Source organism: Gammaproteobacteria bacterium, from assembly GCA_035279405.1.
In the GTDB taxonomy this organism is placed as follows: domain Bacteria; phylum Pseudomonadota; class Gammaproteobacteria; order Natronospirales; family REEB76; genus REEB76.
Window position 1 is genome coordinate 1 of record DATEHU010000048.1, and the last position, 23,544, is coordinate 23,544.

Below are 23,544 nucleotides of genomic sequence, written 5' to 3' on the forward strand. Positions count from 1 at the left end.
GTGCCTCTTGCTCTTCAGGCCCCCGTGGATTGCGCCGAGCGCGCAGCGCCCGCAGGGAAGAGCCTGCGAAGCAGGTCGGGGCGAAGGAGCGCCCCGACCGCGCGACCGGCACAGGGAGGTGCCGTGAGCGCGGCCCCGAGGGCGCGAGCCGCGAGGGCACGCGGCTGAAACCGAGTCGTTCCCGATTCGGTTTCAGCCAGGCGCGGAATCCCCGGGGCGTGTTTCTTTGGTGACTTTCTTTGCACGAGCAAAGAAAGTTACGCAGCTGCGGGACGGAATCCCGCCCTCTTGATACACCTTGCGGCGTAGCCGCTCAATGTCGTTTCCCTTCTTTTCAAACTTCTCCCGCATGGGCACGAAGCTAGTCCCACCGCCACTTGCTGCTCAAAGCCCTGAGCACCCGGTCGGAGTAATCAATGCCGACGGTGGCGCCATTGTAGCGCTGCAGGGCTTCGCGAATGTCGCCATGTGAGCGTTGCAGGTAATACTTGAGGATGGTGCAGCCGAGCCGCAGGTTAGTGTTTTCATGGAACAGGTTGCCGTTCGGCTGGCCGCTCAGTTTCAGCCAGAAGGGCATGATTTGCATGAGCCCCTGGGCCCCGGCCTGGGACACCGCGAAACGGTTGAAATTGCTTTCCACGTTGATGATGGAGAGTACCAGTTCGGGCGATACGCCGGCGCGCGTGGCTTCCGCATGGATCAGTTCCAACATGGCCATGCGTTTTTTCACATCCGGCATGGTTGGCGCGAGGCGATTGGACATGGTCATGAGCCACACCTGGGCATCGTATCTGTCCTTGAAGCTGGTCTGATCGGCCGCCGCCTTCTGCACCAGAGCAATCAGCTCCGGACTCGGCGGGATTAATTTCTGCGCGGCGGCGGGCCGGCCGGCTGCGAGAGCCGTCGCGGACAATGCCAGAACAAGCCGCCAGCGCATCGGCACGGTCAGTTGGAGGCCGGCAGGCGTGCTTTCAGGAACGCCAACAGATCCTTGCGCGCGACGTCTTGCGGCTTTTCGTCGCGCCGGCCTTTGTATTCCACCGTGCCAGCATTGAGACTGCGATCCGAGAGCACCAGCCGGTGCGGGATGCCGATCAATTCCATGTCGGCGAACATCGGTCCGGGACGCAGCTCGCGATCGTCCATGAGCATGTCGTAGCCCGCGGCCGCGAGCTCGCGATACAGCGCCTCCGCCGCCGCGCGCAGTGGCGGAGATTTGTGCATGTTGAGCGGCAACAGGGCGATCTGGAATGGTGCCAGCGGTTCCGGCCAGATGATGCCGCGCTCGTCATGGTTCTGCTCGATGGCCGCGGCCACGATGCGTGAAACGCCGATGCCGTAACAGCCCATGAGCAATGTCACCTGCTGGCCCAGCTCGTCTAGCACCTGAGCGCCCATGGCTTTTGCGTATTTGTCGCCGAGCGAGAACACGTGACCTACTTCAATGCCGCGGGCGATTTTGAGCATGCCTTTGCCATCGGGCGAGGGGTCGCCATCCACCACTTTGCGCAAGTCGGCGGTACGCGTGCTGCGCGCATCCCATTCCCAGTTGGCGCCACGGTAATGTTTGCCCTCCTGATTCGCACCACAGACAAAGTCCGCAAGCATTGAGGCCGCGCGGTCCACGATCACCGGGATGTTATCCGGCAGATGTACCGGGCCGATGAAACCCGGCCTGCAGCCGATAGCCTTATAGATTTCATCCTCGCCGGCCAACACGGATGCGCCCGGCAACTCCGGGAGCTTCGCAGCCTTAACTTCGTTGATCTCGTGATCGCCGCGCAGGCATAGGGCCACCAGTCCCTGGTTTCCGCGCACCACGAGTGTTTTGACGCACTGCTCGGGCTTGACCTTCAGAAAGGCAGTTACTGCTGCGATGGTTTTCTGAGTCGGCGTATCCACCAGTTCGAGCTTCGCTGCGGGTACCGGGCGCGGAGTACGCGCGGGCACGGCTTCCGCCAGTTCCACGTTGGCGGCGTAATCCGATTCGGTGGAGAAAGCGATAGCATCTTCACCGGCGTCGGCCAGCACGTGGAATTCATGCGAGGCGTTGCCACCGATGGCGCCGGTATCCGCGCGCACGGATCGGAACTTAAGGCCGCAGCGTGTAAAGATACGCGTGTAGGTGTCGTACATGTTCTGGTATTCACGCACCAGATCCTGTTCAGTCAGGTGGAATGAATAGGCATCTTTCATGAGAAATTCACGTGCGCGCATCACGCCGAAGCGCGGCCGTATTTCGTCGCGGAACTTGGTCTGGATCTGATAAAGATTCAGTGGCAGTTGCTTGTAGCTTTTAAGTTCCGCGCGCGCCCAGTCGGTGACGACTTCCTCGTGGGTGGGGCCGAAGCAATATTCCTGCTCCTTGCGATCCTTGATCTTGAGCAGTTGCCCACCAAATTTCTCCCAACGGCCGGTTTCCTCCCATAGCTCCTTTGGCTGTATACAGGGCATGAGCAATTCCATGGCGCCGGCACGATTCATTTCCTCGCGCACGATTGCTTCCACCTTGCGTAGCACGCGCAGGCCGAGCGGCAGCCAGGTATAAATCCCCGTCGCGAGCTTGCGGATCATTCCGGCGCGCAGCATCAGCCGGTGACTGGCGGTATCGGCGTCCGCCGGGGTTTCCTTGATGGTGCACAACGGGAAGCGCGAGGTCAGCATCGGTGAGGGCTTTATGTGTAAAGTCGTATTCTAATGGCTGATCCGCGATGGCGTACAGCTTGCTGGGCATTTCGACGCCGATATCCGCCGCCTGTTCCAGCTGGGTACAATAACCGCGGTGCCGTCACTGGAAATGAGCATGGCTACAGTTCTGTACGACACCGCACTCGATCGCGCGCTGATTCGCGCACGCCGCGTCGCCGTCCTGGGTTTCGGCGTTCAGGGGCGGGCGCAGGCACTCAACCTCAAGGATTCCGGCGTCAACGTGTGCGTCGGTTTGCGTGCGGGCTCGGCGTCGCGCGTCGCCGCCAGCGCGGCCGGGCTGAGCGTGGCGGAACCAGCGGCGGCGGTCTCCGAGTCCGATGTCGTGGTGATGCTGGTTCCGGACGAAGTGCAGGCTGAAATCTACACCGGGATTGTGGCCCCTGGGCTGCGCAGGAACGGCGCGCTGATTTTTGCCCACGGTTTCAACATCCATTTCAAGCGCATCGTGCCACGCGCCGATCTCGACGTGATGCTCGTGGCGCCCAACGGTATCGGCGAACAGGTACGCGCGCAATATCTTGAGCACCACGGCGTGCCGGCGCTGGTGGCGGTACACCAGGACGCCAGCGGTCAGGCGCATGCGCTGGCGCTCTCCTATGCCTGGGCCCAGGGCCACGGACGCGCTGGCATCATCGAATCAAGTTTCCGCGAAGAGACTGAGACCGACTTGTTCGCGGAGCAGGCGGTGCTGAGCGGCGGGTTGACGCACCTGATACAGGCCGCATTCGACACGCTGGTGCAGGCCGGTTACCAACCGGAGGTGGCCTACTTCGCGTGCCTGCACGAAGTGAAGCTCATGGCCGACATGATTTACCAGCGCGGCATCGCTGGCATGCGCGCATCCATTTCCACCACCGCCGAGTTCGGGGATTACACGCGCGGTGCGCGCGTCATCGGCGCGCCCACGCGTGCGGCGATGCAGCAGATCCTCGAGGAGATCCAGAACGGCCGGTTTGCCGCGGAGCTGGAGCGCGAACTGGATGCGGGGTTGCCCGCCATCAAGGCCGGGCGTGCGCGTGCACGTGCGCAGCTGATTGAAGACGTGGGCCAGCGTTTGCGCGCGCACATGCATGCCTGCGGCCGCACCGGCTGACGGTCGGCGTGCGCACCCGATTGCCGCTCATGGCATGATAAGCCACTACATCCGAGGCCAGCCCATGCACGTGCCTACGACCCCTGATCCCGACGTCGATACCGAGGTGGGCATTGACGAGCAGGTGAATGAAGCCGCGGAAGCCGGCATCGAGGGGCCGCGCCGCCGCGGCATTTACCTGCTGCCCAACCTGATTACCACCGCCGGCCTGTTCGCGGGGTTTTATGCCATCGTGGCCGCGATTGCCGGCCACTTCGAAGCGGCTGCGCTCGCGGTGTTCGTGGCCATGATCTTCGACGGCCTGGATGGCCGCATCGCGCGACTCACGCACACCGAAAGCGCGTTCGGCAAGGAATACGACTCGCTTTCCGACATGGTGTCCTTCGGACTGGCTCCGGCGCTGGTGATGTACGAGTGGGCCTTCAAGGACATGATCAGTTTCGGCTGGGCCTGGGGCAAGATCGGCTGGTTGGGCGCGTTTTTTTACGCGATCACCGCGGCACTGCGTCTGGCGCGCTTCAACGTGCGCACCGGGGTGGTGGACAAGCGCTACTTTCAGGGCCTGCCGAGTCCGGCGGCCGCGGGCATCGTGGCGGGCGCAGTGTGGCTGGGCACCGATCTCGGTATTCCCGGCCCGGCGCTGGTGATCCCGGCGTACGTCATCACGGTCTTGGCCGGCGTGCTCATGGTCAGCAGCATCGGCTTTTACAGTTTCAAGGACCTGCATCTGTACGGTCGCGTGCCCTTCACCATGCTGCTCATCGTACCCGTGGCCATCATCGTCATTTCCCTGAGCCCGCCGTGGGTACTGTTCATCTCGTTCTTCCTGTACGCCTGCTCCGGTCCGGTCATGGCGCTGTGGCGCCTGCGCCGTCGCTGGGCGCGCCGCGCCGCACATTGAACATCATGGACGCAGCGCGCGCCGGTTATTTGCACGATCTCGGCATCACCGTGTGGGAGCGGCGCGGGTTGGCGCAAATTCCCGCGGCTACCGACGCGGTGCGCGAGCCCGATGCAGCGGTGCCCGACGACGCACGCGCCGCCGCCATTGCGCAGATGGACTGGCCCGAACTCGAGGCAGCCGTCAAAGCCTGCACGGCCTGCCGCCTGCGCGCCGGCTGCACGCAGACGGTGTTCGGCGTGGGTAACCGTCAGGCCGAGTGGCTGGTGATCGGCGAGGGGCCGGGCGCCGAAGAAGACCGTCAGGGCGAGCCGTTCGTGGGCCGTGCCGGCCAGTTGTTGAATTCCATGCTCGCGGCCATCGGCCTGCAGCGCGAGGCGGTGTACATCGCGAACATCGTCAAATGCCGTCCGCCCGACAACCGCAATCCAGCACCTGACGAAGCCGCGTCCTGCCGGCCGTTTCTCGATCGGCAGATCGCGCTCATCCGGCCCAAGCTGATTCTTGCGGTGGGCCGGATCGCCGCCCAGAACCTGCTGCAAACCGCTGCGCCCCTCGGCCAACTGCGAGGTCGCGTGCATGAGCTGCACGGCATCCCTGTGGTGGTCACCTATCATCCGGCGTACCTGCTGCGCACTCCGGCAGACAAGCGCAAAGCCTGGGTGGATCTGCAATTCGCAGTACGCACGTTCAGGGAGCTCACGGCATGAGCGCGGTGGTCGCGATTCCCGACTCGCCGGTCTACCGTCCGATGCGCGACCACGATGTGACGGCGGTGATGGCCATCGAGAAGCGTGCCTACCGTTTTCACTGGAGCGAAGGAATCTTTCGCGATTGCCTGCGTGTAGGCTACGGTTGCTGGATCATGGAATTGGGCGGCAGCATCGGTGGTTATGGCGTGCTGTCACTGGTAGTGGGCGAAGCGCATCTGCTCAACATCTGCGTGACACCCGAGTGGCAGGGTCAGGGTTACGGGCGCTTGCTGCTCGAGCATTTCATCGAGCTGGCGCGCGAGCGCGGCGCCTACCAGATGCTGCTCGAGGTGCGGCCGTCCAACAAGGCCGCGCTGCGCCTCTATCACACGCGCGGCTTCGAGCAGGTCGGCATGCGCAAGAACTATTATCCCGGCGAGCACGGCCGCGAGGATGCCCTGATCCTGGGTTTGCCCTTGTAGCGCAGCCGTCGGCTAGCGCGCTTCGGGTAAAATGGCGCGCTTTTTTTTCAACGAGTTCCCCAAACGATGTTCGACCATGAAATCGGCCGGCGGCGCACCTTTGCCATCATCTCGCACCCGGACGCCGGCAAGACCACGCTCACCGAGAAGCTGTTGCTCTTCGGCGGCGCCATCCAGATGGCGGGCGCGGTCAAGGGCCGCAAGGCCGCGCGCCACGCCACTTCCGACTGGATGAAGCTCGAGCAGCAGCGCGGCATCTCGGTGACGTCCTCGGTGATGCAGTTCCCCTACAACGGCCGCGTCATCAACCTGCTCGACACGCCCGGCCACGAGGACTTTTCTGAGGACACCTATCGCACGCTCACCGCGGTGGACTCGGCGCTCATGGTGATTGACTGCGCCAAGGGCGTGGAGGAGCGCACCATCAAGCTCATGGAAGTCTGCCGGTTGCGCGACACACCCATCATGACTTTCATCAACAAGCTGGATCGTGACGGACGCGATCCCATGTCGCTGCTGGACGAGGTGGAGGCGGTGTTGAAAATCCGCTGTGCGCCCGTGACCTGGCCAATCGGCATGGGGCGCGATCTCAAGGGGATTTATCATCTCGCCGATGACCGCATCTATATATATGCGGGTGACAAGACCGGCCGCCTGGGCGAAGTGCGCGTGATCGAGGGCCTGAACAGCGCCACTGCGGATGAGTTATTGGGCGGTGACGCAGAGACATTTCGCGCGGAAGTCGGACTGGTGCGCGGCGCGTCACATGCGTTCGACCGCCAGGAATATCTGGCCGGCCGGCTGACGCCGGTGTTTTTCGGCTCCGCCATCAGCAACTTCGGCGTGCGCGAACTGCTGGACGCGTTCGTGGAGCACGCGCCGCCGCCGCGTGCGCGCGCCACCACGACGCGCAGGGTCGAACCCTCGGAGGAAAAGCTCAGCGGCTTCGTGTTCAAGATTCAGGCCAACATGGACCCGCAGCACCACGACCGCATCGCATTCCTGCGCCTGTGCTCGGGACGCTACACGCCCGGCATGCGCATCCGGCATGTGCGTATCGGCCGCGAGGTGAAAATCGCCGATGCCTTGACGTTCATGGCCGCGGAACGCGAGCATGCCGTGGAAGCCTATGCCGGGGACATCATCGGCATCCACAACCACGGCACCGTGGCTATCGGCGATGCCTTCACCCAGGGCGAGGACCTGAGCTTCACCGGTATCCCGAATTTCGCTCCGGAAATTTTCCGGCGCGTGGTACTCAAGGATCCGCTCAAATCCAAGGCGCTCGCCAAGGGCCTGGCGCAGCTCTGCGAAGAGGGCGCCACGCAGTTGTTCAAACCGCTGCGCAACAACGATTTGATACTGGGCGCCGTGGGCTTGCTGCAATTTGATGTCGTCGCTTATCGCCTGAAAGAGGAGTATGGCGTGGATTGCGTGTTCGACAACATAAATGTCGCCACGGCGCGCTGGGTGGAATGCGAGGACGCGAAACGCCTGGAAGAGTTCCGCAACAAGGCCTTCGACAACCTGGCGCTGGATCACACCGATAGCCTGGTATACGTGGCGCCGACCTTGATCAATCTTCAACTCACCGAGGAACGCTGGCCCGACGTGCGCTTCCGCACCACCCGCGAGCACGGCATCGAATCGCTCGCCGCCTGAAGAAAGAAACTATGTGCGTGGCGATCGTGACAGTCGCGCCGTTCAAGCGTGCGCGCGCCGGATAGCGGCACCCCCACATTCCTGTTAGCCTTGAGCGGCCGCTCATGGGGAGTCGGACATGCCGTTGCTCAGGAACCGCAAGCTGTGGGGGTGGGCGTCGTACTACTGGGGCAATCACGCCTATACGACTTCCATCATCACGGTATTCTTTCCGATTTTTTTTCTGAACTACTGGGACCACGGCAGCTCGGTGACGGTGAACACCTTCCGCCTGGGGCTGGCGAATTCCATCGCCAGCCTCGTGGTGGCGCTGTCGGCGCCGGTGCTGGGTGCGATTGCCGACCGCGGTGGGCACAAGAAACGCTTCTTGATTACCAGCGCGTTCCTGGGCGCGGTCATGGTTCTGGCGCTGCATTTCGTGAACATGGGGCAGTGGCAGTGGGCGTGGCTGTTCTACGTGATCGCTTCCATGTGTTATTGGTGGGGCAACGTGTTCGGCGATTCCATGCTGGTGTCGGTCGCTCCGCCCGGCAAGTTGGACATGACCTCGGCAATCGGCTATTTCGCCGGGTACCTTGGCGGCGGTGTATTTCTGGTCGTGGGCGTGGCCCTGAGCCTCAAGCCGCAGTGGTTTGGTCTGGCGGACGCCACCGCGGCGGTGAAGCTGATTCTGATTCTCACCGCCATCTGGTGGCTGATATTTTCATTGCCGCTGCTATTGTGGGTGCCGGAACCACGGAAGCCTCAGAAGAAAGAGAGTCTATTCAGGACGGCCAAGGCCGGCGTGACGCAACTGGCGGAAACCTTCCGCCACGTGCGCGCCTACAAGCCGGTGCTCATGTTCCTGATTGCCTATTGGGTATATATAGATGGGGTTAACACCATCATCCAGATGGCGGTGGACTACGGCCAGGCGATTGGTTTCACCCGGACTGATTTAATTTTAGCGGTGCTTATGGTGCAGTTCATCGGCGCGCCCGCGGCGCTCCTGTTCGGGCGCCTGGGTGAACGCATCGGCCCGAAAATCGCGATCTTCATCGGCCTGGCGGTGTATGTATTTGTCACCGTGTTCGCGGCCTTCATGCAGCATTCCTGGCAGTTTTTCGTGCTCGCGGCGCTGGTCGGACTGGTGCAGGGCGGGGTGCAACTACTGAGCCGCTCGTACTACGCGCGACTGGTACCGCCCGAGCGCGCCGGGGAATTCTTCGGTTTCTACAACATGTTGGGTGAGTTCGCCGCCATCATCGGCCCTTTCCTGATCGGCCTGGTGAGTTACCTGAGCGGTAGCCCACGCCTGTCGATTCTGTCGGTAATCGTGTTGTTTGCGGTGGGGGCGGTGCTGCTGGCGCGGGTGGAAGGGCGCCCGGCCGGCACTGCGGCGCCCGCACCCCCTGCACAGCATTGAATCGGCAGACCTGCGAAATCGCTCCAGTCGTGGCAGAATTCGGTTCCGGGAAGCGGCCTGTTGCCGCCCTCAAAACCGTCGTGGAGGGTTTATGAAGCGGATGTTAATGGGAGGGCTTTGCGCCTGCGGTGTCATGCTGCTCGCGGCTTGCGGTTCGTCCGGTTCGATGTTTGCGCTCATCGGGGTACCGGTCAAGGGCTCCTACACCGACAGCGCCAACTTCCTGATTAGCGGCCATACCTGCAATTACTACACCTATCGCGGGGACGGCACCAATCCGCCTGAAGTCGGCTTGGGCTGTGTGGTGCTGAAAGACAAGGACAACGCGCTGGGCGCACCACATGCCTATATGGAAATCGGTTTCAACACTCCCAAGGGCCAGCAGGTCCTCACGCTCAGGCAATTCGGCAACAACACGCTGGCCGCGTCCAACGTCCCCGACATCGGCATGTATCTGCCCACGCACTTCACGATTTCAGCACCCGCCGCCGACATGATTCTCAATAGCAGCGTGGCGGGCGCGGTTTATTCCGGCCTGGCCGTGCACGTCAGCGGTGTGCGTTGCTCCCTGACGATCACGGCGGTGGCGGACAATACGCCGGTCAGCATGCCCTGCGGCCTGACGTTTTGGAGTGCGAATTCAATTTCCATCGCCATCCCGGGTTCGCTGATCTCCACGGCCTATTCCCAGATCTCATGGACCTTGAATTTCATCCAGGATTCCAGCAAACCCGGCACCTGGAACCTGGCCAAGCCACCGAGCGGGTTTCCGGCAACCTACACCCAGGCGGTCCCGAGCGGCAGTTGATGCGTTGCTGGCAACGCAGTTGAGCGCCGCTGCCGGCTGATTGCAAATCCAGCGCGGCGTTTACGCGCGGAGGAAAATCTCCGCGCGGGCGTGCTGGTTGATCTCAGTGCAGCCAATGAGCGGGCCGGCTGCGGGGTTTCAGCTCAAGGGCGGAAGGCCTGTACCAATCTGGCGAAAGCGCGGGCATCGCCGCTCCCTGCATATCGCAGGTTCACATAGAACCTGGCGATGACATTCACCGCAGACGCCAGATCCGGCCGCGCGCGGCTCACGCGCTGCGCGTAATCCAGCGGACCCTCATAGCCGGCACGCGTGAATCCACGATTTGCCAGCTTGCGGCAGAAGCGCAGGTAGTTGCGTTGCACGCCGGAAGGCCGCGGAGCGCGATGACGCCACCACAGCACCACCCACACCAGCAGCAGAATCGCGCCGATGGCCATCAGCAGAACCAATACCAGCTGCAGCCAGTTGCCATACGCCAGCCCGATGTCGGCGAAAAAACGGCTCTGCAGTTCCGGACCGTAGGCCAATATCCATTGATTCCAGCCGTTGTTGAGTGCGTCCCAGCCATTGCGTAACTGCCCCACCCATGGGTGGGCGTGGAAAAAGTAGCCTGGCACCGCTTCGCCCGGCAGCGCGGCCGCCAAACCCTGGTCCACGCGCGCCGGATCCACGGCCGCGGTCGGATCCACGCGCACCCAGCCGCGGCCTGCGAACCACACCTCCGCCCAGGCGTGCGCATCTTCCTGGCGCACGACGTAATATCCGTCCACGGGATTGCGCGTACCGCCTTGATAGCCGATGACCACGTGTGCCGGAATGCCGGCGGCGCGCATCAGAAACACAAACGCACTGGCAAAGTGTTCACAGAAACCGCGGCGCGTGTTGAACAGGAAATCGTCAATGCGATTCGGGCCGTTCAGCACCCCGGGTTGCAGCGTGTAATGGAAATCCTGCTGGTGAAACATGCGCAGCGCGTCCGTGACAATCTGCTCCGGAGCTGAGGTTGCAGCACGCCAGCTTTGCGCCAGTTGGCGCGCGCGCGGATCAATCCCGGGAGACAGGCGCATGTCGCGGCGCAGCTCCCAGGCAGGGATATCCAGACCGTAGCGGTAATCGGTGTAGGAACTGGCGTCGTACAACCTGAGTTCCGTAACCGGGCGCGGCGCGAGTATTTCGTAGTCCGCGGTCAGGCGCGTGCTCGCCGGCACCTGGGCCGGCAAGTCGAGCGCGTACAGCACCCGCAGTTGATTGGGCTGCAAGGTGATTTGATAGTTCACCGGCGCTCCGCGCGCGGACAGTGTGCTGCTGCCGTCCCACATGATGTTGCCGGCAGTCCAGGTTTGACCGTCGTAGTCGTGCAGCACCAGGGCGCGCCAGTAAAGCTGAGCGCGCGGCGGCGCGGCATTCAGGAACTTGACACGGAACGCGATGGCGTCCGATTGCGCGAGGCGGCTCAAGCTGCCTGGCGACATGCTGGTGGACAAACCGGTGACCGCCGAGTGTTGCGGCAACGCCAGACTCCACAAGGGGCCGGGAATGCGCGGAAACAGCAGGAACAGCACCAGCGCCACCGGCAGCGCCGACAGCAGCATGCGTGCGCTGGTTCTTGCGGATGCCAGCAGTGTGTGTCCAGTGTCCGGATGGGCGACATTGAGCATCGCGGCAGCTGCGAGCCACACGGCCGGAATCATGTAGATTGCGAGCGGAATCGTCTGGTCGTACAGGAAGTTGGTCAAGCCTATGACCAGGGTGATCACCAGCAGCAGGAAATAGTCGCGCAGTCCGCGCGCTTCCATGAGCTTGAGCCCGGCGAGCAGGATCAGCAAGGCGGTACCGGCTTGCGGGCCGTTGAAGGTCCGATAGGTCGCGTACACGCCGATGAACGCAAGCACGCCGAAGGCGATGCGCGTGTAGCGGCTGAACAACGGCCAGCCGAAATACACCACGCCCAGGCGCCACAAGGCGACGAGCGTGGCGGTGAGTACTATCCAGGGCGCGAGGTGCAGCGCGTGCGGCAGCGTCATGACGGCGAGTGCCGCCAGCGTCCACAACAGGCGCGTGCGTTCCAGGCGCGGCTCGGAGTTGGTCGCCAATATCGCGTTCAAGGAGCGTGCGCTCCCGGCAACTGGAACAGCGCCAGTTCTTCCAGGCAGTGGTCGCGGTGCGTCGCACCGCCGGCGATGGCGATAGTTTTGCCCGGCAAGCGCAGGCCGTAATTCAGGTTTTCAGCGTGTGCGGTCAATACCCAGCGGCACAGGATGGACAGGCGCTTTTCCGGGTCGCGCTCCGCCAGCTGATCCCATGCGAGCCAGCGCTGTTCCTCACCACCGCCGGCAAACTGTTTGGTGAGCAGCCGCTGCATCTGTGCCGATGCCTTCCAGGCGATGTGCCGCGGTGAATCGCCGGGCCGATAACTGCGCAAGTTGCTGAAATCCTCATCGCCGCGCGTCGCACGCTCGCCGCCGCCGTGTCCGCCTTCGGGCTGGGGCAGCGGGGGCGCATGTTCCGCGGGTTGGGGATACACCAGCACTTTCAGCTCCATGTACACCCAGCTCCAAGCGTGGAACAGGGCGAACGGATAATCGGTTTCCACCACCAAGCGCTCGACACTCAGCCAGCCGCGGTGCTCGGCGCGCAATGGCACGGCCCCATTGCCGTGACCGCCGCCGGCGATATCGCCGGTGACCGTGGAGTCACCGTGCGCCGCGCTCAGGCTGATGGCGCTGCGCGTGCTGCGACCCGGATTGTCAAGGTGCAGGACAAAGCGTGCGGTGTCACCGGCGAACACCGCGGGATGTTTGCCGGCGGTGATTTCCAACCCGGCGAGATTGGCGTGGCATGCGTACATGGCGGTGAAGCCCAGCCCGGCGAGCACGAACACCAGCATGAAGCCCATGCTGTTGGAGTAGTTCATGGAAGCGAGCAGCATGAACAGCAGCGCCAACGCGTAAATCCAGCCCTGACGCGTGGGCAGGATGTAGATGCGCCGGTGGTCCAGGCGCAGACTGTCGCCATCCTGGCCCTGACGGCGGCGCGCCCATTCGTATATGTGCTGGCTCAGGAATTTGCGCGTGGCAGCGAACATTCAGGATCCGGTGCTGGGTACTGCGTGCTGCGTGACGAGTACCGTGTGACGACTTTTTTGGACGCAGCACTCAGCACGCAGGACGCAGCACGATTTTTTCAGGGGATCGGCACGGCTTCCAGCAGCTCTTTGGCGACCGTCGCCGGTGTGCCGCTTTCATGCGTGGCTTGCATGCGCAGGCGGTGACCGACCACGCCCGGCAGCACTGCCTGCAGATCTTCCGGGATCACGCCGGCACGGCCCATGAGCAGCGCCCAGGCCTGCGCGGCGTGCTTGAGCGCAATGGCGGCGCGCGGTGACAGGCCGTTTTCGTAGCGCGGGGATTCGCGCGTGTGACGCACCAGGGCCTGCAGGTAATCCAGCAAAGCGTCGGATACATGCAGGTCAAAGGCCGCGCTGCGCAGGCTCATCAGCTCGGGCGCATTCAATACCGGCTTCAGGTCGCGCAGCAGTTCGCGGCGATCGCGCCCACGCAGCAGCTCACGCTCGGCGTGCTCGCCGGGATAACCAAGGCCAATGCACATGAGGAAGCGGTCGAGTTGCGATTCCGGCAACGGAAACGTGCCCACCTGATGCAGCGGATTCTGGGTGGCGATCACGAAGAACGGCTGCGGCAGCGGCCGGGTGACGCCGTCCACGGTCACCTGGCGTTCTTCCATGGCTTCGAGCAGCGCGCTCTGCGCCTTGGGCGTGGCGCGGTTGACCTCGTCGGCCAGCACCAGGTGCGCGAAGATCGGGCCGGGGTGGAAACGGAACTCGCCGCTCTGGCGCTCGTAAATGGACGCGCCGATGATGTCCGCCGGCAGCAGGTCGCTCGTGAACTGGATGCGCTGGTACGACAGGCCCAGCAGGTGCGCGAGACTCTGCGCCAGCATGGTCTTGCCGACGCCGGGAATGTCCTCGATCAACAGGTGGCCGCCGGTGATCAGGCACACCAGCGCCAGGCGGATCTGGGTTTCCTTGCCGAGAATGATGCGGTTGGCCGCGGTGATGGCCATGGCGACCTTGTCCACCAGGTTGCGCGCCGGCAATTCGCGGATGGGAATGGGCTGATCGTTAGGCATGCAATTCCTCCCTGCAATTTACACTATGCTAAAACCCGCGGGGCGTCCACAATACACAGGTCCATTCGTCGGGAGATAAACGTGAATACCTTGCGTGCCGCCGGTGTGGGTGTGGTTGCTTGCCTGTTGCTTGCCGCCTGCGGGAACGGCGGCGTTGCGGCGGCGACCCAGGCGTTGGCGCGTACCGACGATGCGTTTTCCACGTTGTCCGCACAGCAGGGATTTGCCACCGCATTCCGGCGTTATGCACTGGATAACGCCGTGTTGCTGCCGGAGCAACGTGCGCCGTTGCAGAACCGCAAGGTCATTGAACAGAGCCTGCAGGCCCTGCCTGCCGGCACGCAGCTGAGCTGGACACTTCAGGGCGCGGGTGCCTCCGGTGATCTCGGCTATACGTGGGGAATCTACACGCTCACCGGTCGCGATGCAGGCGGCCAGGCCACGGCCGGGTACGGCAAATATCTTTCGGTCTGGCAACGGCAGTCCGGCGACTGGAAACTCGCGGTCATGATGCTCAACACCTCGCCCGGCCCGGCGGGTTGATTTGTCTGTGAGCGCAAAGCTGCTGCACGGGTCAGCGATGTAACCGCAGCCCGGAGTGAAGGTTCAAGCTGCGGGCTAGAGGATCGGCGCGAACAGGCGTGCCGCGCCCATGATCACGCGCCGTATCACCGGGCTGTCGGTGTATTCCTCGGACGTGATCCGCCGCGCCTGCGCAAAATCCGTTGCCAGCATCGCGGCAACCGCCGCCGCAAAATTCTGATCCACGGTCAGCAGCGTAATTTCGAAATTGAGCCGGAAGGAGCGATTGTCGAGATTGGTGCTGCCAATCGCAGCCGCTTCGTCATCTATCAATACGACTTTCTGATGCAGAAAACCGGGCTGGTAACGGTACACTCGGATGCCGGCGCGTACCGCCTCGTGGGCGTACAGGCTGGAAGCGTTGAACACGATAAAGTGATCCGCGCGGCTCGGTATCAGGATGCGTACCTCCACACCGCGTAATACCGCGAGCTTGAGCGCGGTGAATACCGCTTCATCCGGCACGAAATACGGCGTGGTGATCCACAGACGCGTGCGGGCCGAGTTGATGGCTTGCACAAAGAACAACGCGCAGGTCTCCAGTTCGTCCGCCGGGCCGCTCGGCACCACTTGGCAGTGCATGTTGGCGGCTTGTGAAGCGGGGCGCCAACGCAGGTCCGGCAACTGACCGGTGACCCAGTACCAGTCCTCCACAAAGGCGAGCTGGATCCCCGCTACTGCTGGACCCGTTACCTCGATATGCGTATCGCGCCAGGGACTGAGCGGGGGTTGCAACCCCAGATATTCGTTGCTGACGTTGTGTCCGCCGACAAACGCGTGTTCGCCGTCCACGACCACGATTTTGCGATGATTGCGGAAATTGAGCTGGTAGCGGGTGATAAGCCGGCGCCGGCGGGTGAGAAACTCCTGCGCCTGCACACCCGCGTGGCGCAGGCTGCTAACGTAGCTTGCCGGCAACGCATGGCTGCCGATGCCGTCGTACAGAAAATATACCGTCACTCCCGAGCGCACCTTGGCGATGAGCGCGTCGCGCAATTGCCGGCCGAGTTCATCATCCGCCACCACGAAAAACTGCACGATGACGTAGTGTTTAGCTGTTGCGATGGCTGCAAGGATGGCTGCAAACGTCGGTCCGCCGTTGATCAGCAGGCGCACCTCGTTGCCACGTGTGAATGGCAGTTGCGTGAGCTTGGATAAGGCCACGATGCCGCCGAGCCCGCGACCCAACAGCGCTTCGGTTTCGGAGAGTGCGCGGCCGTCCCGGCGCAAACCGTGCGCACGCTCACTGAATTGGCGGTTCCGCGTGCGCCGCGCTTCCACGTAGCCGGCAAACTTACTGCGGCCGAAGATCAGATACGGGATCAGCGCCAGATACGGCATGAAAACCAGCGATACCGCCCAGGCGACGGCGCCCTGGGAAGTGCGCGCCGTAAGCGCGGCATGCGCGGCCGCGATCAGGCCCAGGACATGAATGGCTGCGATGACGGGCCCGATCCAGACATGCCAGAAATAACTATCCATGCTCTCGGGTTCCCGCAAAAAAATGCGGACAGGGTATTGTTATTCCAGAGTCCGCAGGCGATTCAGTTGTTCCTGGAGACGGGCGAGCTCATCGTCGAGTTCGCGCACCCGCGCCTGCGTAGCGCTGACCACTTCGGCGGGTGCGCCGTTCATGAACGCCGCATTGCCGAGTTTGGCTTGGGTGCGTGCGCGCTCCTGCCGCAGTTTGTCCAGTTGTTTTCCGAGGCGCACAATTTCCGCGGGCACGTCAATCAATCCCTGGAGCGGAATCATGAATGTCGCCTGGTCCAGCACGGCGGTGGCTGCGGGCGGCGACGTCTCTCCGGGCTGCAATACGCGCAGCGATTCCAGTCTTGCCAGGGCCTTGAGCATGGCCCCCACGCGTTGCCAGATATGTGGATCGGTGCCCTTGTCTTCCACCAGCAGCGGCACATTCAGGGACGGCGAAAGATTCATCTGGCTGCGGATGCTGCGGATTTGGATAATGGCCCCGATCAGACGTTCGATATCGCCGGTGGCAACGCTCGGGTTCGCAAGTCGCCTTTTGAACTGTGGATAAGATTCCAGTGAAACAGATTGGCCGGTTTTGCCAAGTTTGGGTGCTACCTGCTGCCAGAGTTCTTCGGTGATAAAGGGAATAATCGGGTGCAGTGCTCGCAGCAGAGTTTCCAACACGTACAAAAGTGTGTGGCGGGTGGAATCCGCGGCCGCGCAATCATCTCCGTTCAGCGCCGGCTTGGACAGCTCGATGAACCAGTCGCAATAATCATTCCAGGTGAATTCGTACAAATCCTGTGCTAGTAGATCGAAACGGTAGGCTTTGATACGCCCTTCTATATTTATCAATAAGTGTTCGAGCTTGTTGACTATCCAGTGTTCGGCGGGAGTTTTGAGCGGCAGTTCACCGTGGGCGCTGTATCCCTCGCTATTCATCAAAACAAAGCGCGTCGCATTCCAAAGCTTGGTGCAGAAGTTGCGGTAGCCCTCGCAGCGCTTGAGGTCGAAGTTGATGGTGCGGCCGTAGGTGGCGAGCGCCGCGAAGGTGAAGCGCAGCGCATCTGCGCCCACCGCCGGGATACCCTGCGGGTAGTCGCGACGAATGCGCTTTTCCACCTTTTGTCGCACCTGCGGGATGAGCAAGGTTTCAGTGGATTTTTTCACCAGCGCGTCGAGGCCAATGCCGTCCATCAGGTCCAGCGGGTCAATGGTATTGCCCTTGGATTTGGACATCTTCTGGCCTTCGGCGTCGCGCACGATGGCGTTGATATAGACCTCGCGGAACGGTACGCGCTTGGTAAAGTATTTGGTCGCCATGACCATACGCGCCACCCAGAAAAAGATGATGTCAAAGGCGGTGATCAGCACCGCGGACGGTAGGAACTGCTGGTCCTTCGACCAGTCCGCAACGATGAGGCCGCGCTCGTTCTTTACCGGCCCATTTGCCGGCCAGCCAAGTGTGGAAAACGGCCACAGTGCTGAGCTGAACCAGGTGTCCAGCACGTCTTCATCTTGTGTCAGTCTGCCCACGGGCTTTTTGTTGCCGTGCTTGATTGCATCAGCCTGATCTTCACCGACAAAAATGTTGCCGGCTTCGTCATACCACGCGGGAATACGGTGGCCCCACCAGAGCTGACGGCTTACACACCAGTCCTGGATGTTTTCCAGCCATTGCGTGTAAGTCGTCGCCCAGTTCTCCGGGACGAATTTGATATCGCCGTTTTGAACCGCGTTCAACGCCGGTTCGGTGATGGCCTTGCGGCCTTTTTTGCTCGTCAAATCCAAGAACCACTGGTCCGTGAGCATCGGCTCGATCACCGCATCGGAGCGTTGGCTCACAGGTATGGTGAGTTTGTGTTTACGGGTTTCGACCAGCCATCCTTGCGATTCCAGATCGGCCAGCACGCGCTTGCGCGCCGCAAAGCGGTCCAGCTCGCGGTAAGCGGCCGGTACGTTCTCATTGAGCCTGGCATCCAGCGTGAAAATATTGAGCGGCTCGAGGCTGTGCCGTTCGCCGAGTTTGTAATCGTTGAAATCATGAGCCGGTGTGATCTTGACCGCGCCAGTGCCGAATTCCTTATCCACGGATTCATCGGCAATGACCGGGATCTCGCGGCCGGTGAGCGGCAGCTTTAGTTTCTTGCCGATCAGCTTTTTGTAACGCGCATCTTCGGGATGCGCGGCCACGGCCACATCGCCCAGCATGGTTTCCGGCCGCGTGGTGGCAACCACCACGCCTTCACTTCCATCGGCTCCCGGATAACGGATGAACCACAGATGGCCGTCGCGTTCCTCGTTGTTGACTTCGAGGTCGGAGACCGCAGTTTGCAGCACGGGATCCCAGTGCACCAGCCGCTTGCCGCGGTACAGAAGTCCTGCGCGGTACCACTCGACGAAAACCTTGCACACCGCAGCGGACAGTCCCGCGTCCATGGTGAAGCGCTCGCGCGACCAGTCAAGCGAGACGCCGATACGCCGCATCTGGCGGCCGATGACCGAGCCGGATTCCTGTTTCCATTGCCACACGCGCGCAATGAACTTCTCGCGGCCGAGGTCATGGCGGGTCTTGCCTTCGACCGCTAACTGGTTCTCGACGATTTTCTGGGTAGCGATGCCCGCATGATCCATGCCGCCCTGCCACAGCACGCGCTCGCCGCGCATGCGGTGGTAGCGGATGAGCGTGTCCATGAGCGTTTGCTGGAAGGCATGGCCCATGTGCAATGTGCCGGTGACGTTGGGCGGCGGCAGCAGGATGCAGTACGGCGTGCCCGCGCCGCGCGAGGCGAAGCCGCCGGTCTGTTCCCAATGCTGATACCAGCGGCGCTCGATGGCCTGCGGGTCGTAGTTCTTTTCCATTTAGGAGATGGGGAGCTGCCGCCGGGCGGAGCGGGGAATTATAACAGCGGGTGAGCGGCGCAAGCCGCACTCACCCGTCGTGGGCGGCGGGCCGGATGCATCCACATGCGAGTGCGGCGCGTGAGTGCCTGAACGGTGCAAGCGCGTAACACCACGGATGGCGTTACGTGGAGATGTCAGCGGTCGTGACCGTTTTTCCCGAGTGCTTCGGCGACTATGGCGGGGATTTCCACGCGCAGTTTTTCCCAGATCTTGTCCATGAGCAGATCCTGGATGTCGTTCGAGGCATCGCGCAGCAGCCGATCGGTGAGCGCGGCGATGCGCTCGGTCAGCATGTCAATCAGCAGGTCCTGACGGACTTCGGGCCGCACGGGAGCGGCAGGCGCGGCCGACGGTGTACCGTTTTTCGGCGCCACCGGCTTGCCGTCGCCCGGCGTGACGACGTCGTCCAGTACCGGGATGTCCGGCATGGCTGGGGTATCCAACGGATTGACGGGCGGCATGGACGTACTCACAGCTGATGGGTCTCCACAGCATACCCGCGATCTTTGTAAAAGCGGAAGCGTTCGCGCCCCTGGGCGCGGATTTGCGGGTCGGCGTCCACCACCTCCGCAACGCGTTCGAAGCGGCTGAAGAACCCGGGTACCGCGGAGGTCATGTTGATGAGCAACTGGCAATCCGCGGCCGGCTCCGCGCCGCAGCCGAGCAGCACCGGTACATCGTCGCCGGCGGCGGCGAGCGCGTGCGGCAGGAAGCTGCGGTCGCGGTATGTCCACAGGAGCTCATCCAGCTCGCGTGCATCGCGCTCCGATGCGAGATGGATGAAGCTGCGCTGGCCGAGGTGGAAGACTTTTTCCGCAAGCCGGCACACGAACAACGCGCGCCCGCGCGGGGTGGTATCCGGCAGCACATAGAAGTCCACTTGAGTCATGCTGCGCTATGCACGGTCCAGTAAATATTGCACCAATAACGGCACCGGCCGCCCGGTGGCGCCTTTTTCAGCGCCGCTTTTCCAGGCGGTGCCGGCGATGTCGAGATGCGCCCAGCGCATGCCCTTGGTAAAGCGCGACAGATAGCAGGCCGCGGTAATGGCGCCGCCCTCGCGCCCGCCCACGTTGGCAAAATCCGCGAAGTTGCTTTTCAGGCCGTCCTGATAATCATCGTAGAGCGGCAGGTGCCAGGCGCGGTCGTCGGCCTGTTCGCCCGCATTCCACAGTTCCTTCACCAGCGTCGCGTCGTTGCCGAACAGGCCGGACACGACGTTGCCGAGTGCAATCACGCACGCACCGGTGAGCGTGGCCATGTCCACGATCGCCGCGGGCTTGAAACGTTGCGCGTAGGTGAGTGCATCGCACAGGATCAACCGGCCCTCGGCGTCGGTATTCAGGATTTCCACGGTCTGGCCGGACATCGTCTTGACGATGTCCGCGGGTTTGACCGCCTTGCCGTCCGGCAGATTCTCGGAGGTCGGCACGATGCCCACGAGATTGAGCTTGAGTTGCATGCGCATCGCGGCCTTGAGAGTGCCGAATACGCTGGCCGCGCCGCACATGTCGAATTTCATCTCGTCCATGGCGGCGCTGGGCTTGATGGAGATACCGCCGGAATCGAAGGTGATGCCTTTGCCCACGAGCACCTGCGGCTTGGCGTTTTTCGACCCGCCACGATATTCCATGATGATGAGCTTGGCCGGCTGGCTGCTACCGCTCGACACCGCCAGCAGCGCGCCCATGCCGAGCTTTTTCATCTGCGCTTCTTCCAGCACCGTAACCTTGAGCCTGGTGCCGCGACCGAGCTTGCGCGCCTCATTGGCGAGATAGGCGGGCGTGCAGATGTTGGGCGGGAGGTTGCCGAGATCCTTGGCAAGCGCCACGCCTTCGGCAATCGCGCTGCCGTGCTGGATGCCGCGCTCGGCGGCGCGCAATTCATCGCGGCCGGATACCAGGACGTTTATCTTTTGCAGCACGGACTTGGGCTTCTCCGGCTGGCTTTTGCACTGTTCAAACCGGTACGCTGCGTCGGCGACGCATTCCACCGCGTGGCGGGCACGCGCATAGGTATCGGTATCCGGCACGCTCAGCATGGCGAGAGTCAGCGCTGCATCCTTTACGCCGCCATCGAGCAGCGCCTGCACGCATCTGTGCACCGCCTTGCGGTAGGTGCGCAGGGTGAACTCCTCTTCCTTTCCGAGCCCGACGAGCAGCAGGCGTTCCGCGGCCACGCCGGAGAACTGAAACAGCATCAGGCTTTGGCCGAGGCGACCGGAGAACGCCCCGCTCTTCACCAGTCTGGCGAGCTGCCCGCGACTGGCCTGATCCAGCACCCGGGCGGGCTGCGTGAGTTTGCCGCCGTCGAATACGCCGACCACCACACAGGCGGAATCCAGGCTTGGAAGCTCGGCAAATTTGCTGGAAAATTCCATGCCAGATTCCTTGTGCCAGCGCCCGGACGGGCCGTGCGGCTGGCGTATTATGCGGTTCGTGGTTATCGCGGCCGGGCGTGGCTTGAGACCGCGTCATTCTAACCCAACCCGGCATCAGCGGAGGCGCGAGTGCTACGCATTGTTGACCGCTATCTGGCGCGTGAAGCCGTGCTCACCTGGGTTGCGGTCACCGTGATACTCATGCTGATCATGCTCAGTAACCGTTTTGCGTTGCTGCTCGGTGATGCGGCCGCTGGCCGGCTGCCGCGCGACACGGTGTTCGCGCTGCTCGGCCTGGCCTCGGTAAGTTATTTCATCGTCGTGGTGCCGGTCGCGCTGTTTTTGGCGGTGATGCTGGCGCTCGGGCGTTTGTATCGCGACAGCGAAATGACCACGTTCATGGCCTGCGGTGTCGGACCCGTGGGGATTTACCGTCCGCTGCTGGTCATCGCCGCGGTGCTGGCCGTGGTGATGGCGCTGCTGTCGCTGCAAGTTGCGCCGTGGGCGTCACGCACCAGCGACATCATCCGCAGTTACGCCCAGCACAACGCACAGGTCGGCAGCTTCGAATCCGGCAGCTTCAAGCAGGACCAGGAGGGCCGCGGTGTGCTGTATGCCGCCGGCGTCAGCAACGGCGGGCGTGAGCTGCGCGATGTATTCATGACCGGCCCCAATGGGGCACGCCAGGACGTGGTCACCGCCGCCAGCGGTACGCGCGAGATTACCGGCCCGCAGGGCGAAGGTACGCTGGTATTGCACAATGGTTACCGCTACGACGGCGAGCCGGGTAAAGCGGATTTCCGCATCGTGCAGTTCGCGCAATACAGCATCCGTTTGTCGCCGAATGCGCCCGCCGCCGGGCCGCCGAGCTATTCAGCCATGCCGACCTATGCGCTGCTGCGCGAGGCCTCACCCGGAGCGCTCTCGGAATTCCAGTGGCGCGTGTCGGTGCCACTCTCGACCCTGTTGCTGGTATTTCTGGCCGTACCGCTGGCACGCACGTCACCGCGCCAGGGCCGCTATGGGCGATTGTTCATCGCGATTCTGGCCTACGTGATTTACAGCAATTTGCTGGGCGTGGCGCGTGCCTGGCTGCAGAAGGATCTGGTGCCGGCGGCCGTCGGCGTCTGGTGGGTACTGGCGTTGCTGCTGATCGCGGCGCTGGTGTTGTTGTACCGCCAATACGGCTGGCGAGGCCTGTGGTTCAGGGCGGCAGGGGATGCGCATGCGGGTCATTGATCGGCATCTCGCCTGGCAAGTCATCCTCAACAGCCTGCTGGTGCTGCTGGTGCTGACGGCGCTCGCCAGCATCATCACTTTCGTCGGAGAACTCAAGAGCGTAGGCGAGGGGCAATACCGGCTGGGAGATGCCGCGCTCTACACGCTGCTGTATGTGCCGACGCAGGCCTATCAGATGTGCGTGATCGCAGCCCTGATCGGTACCGTGCTGGGACTGGGAGAACTCGCCAGTCACAATGAACTGATGGTGATGCGCACCGCCGGCGTGTCGGTGGCGCGCCTTGGCGGGTCGGCGCTCGTGGGTGGCGTGCTGCTGCTGGCGCTGTGCCTGGCGTTGGGTGAGTGGCTGGCACCACCGGCACAGCGCTACGCCGACGCGCGGCGTGCTGAACTCACCGGCTACAACCCCAACAGCACGGCAGGCGGCATCTGGGCCCGGGACGGCAGCGTATTTCTCAATATCCGGGAAATGAGCGGACGCAATTCGGCCCAGGGGATTTTCATTTACCGCGTGGACGATGCGCATCACCTGCTGGCGATGAGCAGCGCCACCTCGGCCGCATTTCGGAACGGCAGCTGGATACTCGAGAACGTGCGTAGTACCGAACTCGGCGCCGCGGGCGCGATCACGGTGAATGCCGCGAGTCGCGAGTGGCACACCTTTCTGAGCCCGGGTCTGCTGAGTCTGTTTACCGTGGACAGCGGCAGCCTGTCGGCACACGGGCTTTACCAATATATAAGGTATCTGCGCAGCAACGACATCAATGCCGATCGCTACGTGGCTGCGTTCTGGAGCCGCATTGCCCAGCCGTTTTCCCTGCTGGTGATGGTAGTGCTGGCGCTGCCGTTTGTGTTTGGCCCGATGCGTTCCGCCACCACCGGTCAGCGTCTGGTCACCGGCATGCTCATCGGCATCGGCTTCTACGTCTTTGACAGCATCTTCATGCAGAGCGGTGTGGTCTTCGGGCTGAATCCGGTACTCACGGCGTGGTTGCCCACCGCCGTGCTGGCCGGCATCAGCGTCATTGCAGTCAGTCGCATCCGCTGACCGCCGGCGGCTGC

The 23,544-nt window shown here is 62.7% G+C and carries 20 protein-coding genes; 10 read left to right on the forward strand and 10 right to left on the reverse strand.

All coding sequences use genetic code 11. The features are described 5' to 3' along the window. Positions 1–361 precede the first annotated feature (361 nt). Both VJR90_10200 and VJR90_10205 read right to left on the reverse strand, forming a co-directional pair. A complete protein-coding gene (locus tag VJR90_10200; protein HKV97842.1) occupies positions 362–937 on the reverse strand; it encodes a transglycosylase SLT domain-containing protein in 576 nt (191 codons plus the stop codon). An 8-nt stretch (positions 938–945) separates the two neighbouring features. Continuing rightward, positions 946–2,664, reverse strand: coding sequence for a proline--tRNA ligase (locus tag VJR90_10205; protein ID HKV97843.1), 1,719 nt, complete (start codon positions 2,662–2,664; stop codon positions 946–948). 139 nt (positions 2,665–2,803) lie between these two features. On the opposite strand from VJR90_10205, the gene ilvC reads away from it, so the two are divergent. From ilvC to VJR90_10240, 7 genes are all read left to right on the forward strand, one after another. Further along, entirely contained in the window at positions 2,804–3,802 is a 999-nt protein-coding gene (gene ilvC, locus VJR90_10210) for a ketol-acid reductoisomerase (GenBank protein ID HKV97844.1), read from the forward strand. A gap of 64 nt (positions 3,803–3,866) precedes the next feature. Further along, the gene (gene pssA, locus VJR90_10215) at positions 3,867–4,703 is read left to right on the forward strand and encodes a CDP-diacylglycerol--serine O-phosphatidyltransferase (protein HKV97845.1); all 837 of its coding nucleotides are present in this window, start codon (positions 3,867–3,869) and stop codon (positions 4,701–4,703) included. A gap of 5 nt (positions 4,704–4,708) precedes the next feature. Beyond that, positions 4,709–5,413, forward strand: a complete 705-nt coding sequence (locus VJR90_10220; protein HKV97846.1) for a uracil-DNA glycosylase — start codon at positions 4,709–4,711, stop codon at positions 5,411–5,413. Further along, positions 5,410–5,877, forward strand: a complete 468-nt coding sequence (rimI, locus tag VJR90_10225) for a ribosomal protein S18-alanine N-acetyltransferase (GenBank protein HKV97847.1) — start codon at positions 5,410–5,412, stop codon at positions 5,875–5,877. The genes VJR90_10220 and rimI overlap by 4 nt, the downstream gene beginning before the upstream one ends. 66 nt (positions 5,878–5,943) lie before the next feature. Next, positions 5,944–7,539, forward strand: coding sequence for a peptide chain release factor 3 (locus VJR90_10230; protein HKV97848.1), 1,596 nt, complete (start codon positions 5,944–5,946; stop codon positions 7,537–7,539). 118 nt (positions 7,540–7,657) lie between these two features. Next, positions 7,658–8,944, forward strand: coding sequence for an MFS transporter (locus VJR90_10235; protein HKV97849.1), 1,287 nt, complete (start codon positions 7,658–7,660; stop codon positions 8,942–8,944). Between the two features lie 91 nt (positions 8,945–9,035). Continuing rightward, positions 9,036–9,752 carry a hypothetical protein gene (locus VJR90_10240; GenBank protein ID HKV97850.1) on the forward strand — a complete coding sequence of 239 codons (717 nt, stop codon included), beginning with the start codon at positions 9,036–9,038 and terminating at the stop codon, positions 9,750–9,752. A gap of 143 nt (positions 9,753–9,895) precedes the next feature. On the opposite strand, the gene VJR90_10245 is transcribed toward VJR90_10240, so the two are convergent. From VJR90_10245 to VJR90_10255, 3 genes are all read right to left on the reverse strand, one after another. Further along, a complete protein-coding gene (locus tag VJR90_10245; protein ID HKV97851.1) occupies positions 9,896–11,860 on the reverse strand; it encodes a DUF3488 and DUF4129 domain-containing transglutaminase family protein in 1,965 nt (654 codons plus the stop codon). Then, positions 11,857–12,840, reverse strand: a complete 984-nt coding sequence (locus VJR90_10250; GenBank protein HKV97852.1) for a DUF58 domain-containing protein — start codon at positions 12,838–12,840, stop codon at positions 11,857–11,859. The genes VJR90_10245 and VJR90_10250 overlap by 4 nt, the downstream gene beginning before the upstream one ends. Positions 12,841–12,938: 98 nt before the next feature. Then, a complete protein-coding gene (locus tag VJR90_10255) occupies positions 12,939–13,838 on the reverse strand; it encodes an AAA family ATPase (GenBank protein ID HKV97853.1) in 900 nt (299 codons plus the stop codon). 147 nt (positions 13,839–13,985) lie between these two features. On the opposite strand from VJR90_10255, the gene VJR90_10260 reads away from it, so the two are divergent. After that, positions 13,986–14,447: a nuclear transport factor 2 family protein gene (locus VJR90_10260; GenBank protein HKV97854.1), complete on the forward strand. Its 462-nt coding sequence runs from the start codon at positions 13,986–13,988 to the stop codon at positions 14,445–14,447. Positions 14,448–14,522: 75 nt separating this feature from the next. On the opposite strand, the gene cls is transcribed toward VJR90_10260, so the two are convergent. The 5 genes from cls to VJR90_10285 form a co-directional block, all read right to left on the reverse strand. Beyond that, a complete protein-coding gene (gene cls / locus VJR90_10265; GenBank protein HKV97855.1) occupies positions 14,523–15,968 on the reverse strand; it encodes a cardiolipin synthase in 1,446 nt (481 codons plus the stop codon). A gap of 39 nt (positions 15,969–16,007) precedes the next feature. After that, positions 16,008–18,821: a valine--tRNA ligase gene (locus tag VJR90_10270; GenBank protein HKV97856.1), complete on the reverse strand. Its 2,814-nt coding sequence runs from the start codon at positions 18,819–18,821 to the stop codon at positions 16,008–16,010. A gap of 176 nt (positions 18,822–18,997) precedes the next feature. Continuing rightward, positions 18,998–19,324: a hypothetical protein gene (locus VJR90_10275; protein HKV97857.1), complete on the reverse strand. Its 327-nt coding sequence runs from the start codon at positions 19,322–19,324 to the stop codon at positions 18,998–19,000. Between the two features lie 8 nt (positions 19,325–19,332). Then, the gene (locus VJR90_10280; GenBank protein HKV97858.1) at positions 19,333–19,752 is read right to left on the reverse strand and encodes a DNA polymerase III subunit chi; all 420 of its coding nucleotides are present in this window, start codon (positions 19,750–19,752) and stop codon (positions 19,333–19,335) included. A 6-nt stretch (positions 19,753–19,758) separates the two neighbouring features. Continuing rightward, complete coding sequence (locus tag VJR90_10285; GenBank protein ID HKV97859.1) at positions 19,759–21,243, reverse strand: leucyl aminopeptidase; 1,485 nt, start codon at positions 21,241–21,243, stop codon at positions 19,759–19,761. Positions 21,244–21,372: 129 nt separating this feature from the next. Here VJR90_10285 and lptF point away from each other — a divergent pair, with 129 nt between their 5' ends. Both lptF and lptG read left to right on the forward strand, forming a co-directional pair. Next, positions 21,373–22,482: an LPS export ABC transporter permease LptF gene (gene lptF, locus VJR90_10290; GenBank protein HKV97860.1), complete on the forward strand. Its 1,110-nt coding sequence runs from the start codon at positions 21,373–21,375 to the stop codon at positions 22,480–22,482. Next, positions 22,469–23,530 carry an LPS export ABC transporter permease LptG gene (lptG, locus tag VJR90_10295; GenBank protein HKV97861.1) on the forward strand — a complete coding sequence of 354 codons (1,062 nt, stop codon included), beginning with the start codon at positions 22,469–22,471 and terminating at the stop codon, positions 23,528–23,530. Before lptF ends, lptG begins: the two co-directional genes overlap by 14 nt. Positions 23,531–23,544 lie beyond the last annotated feature (14 nt).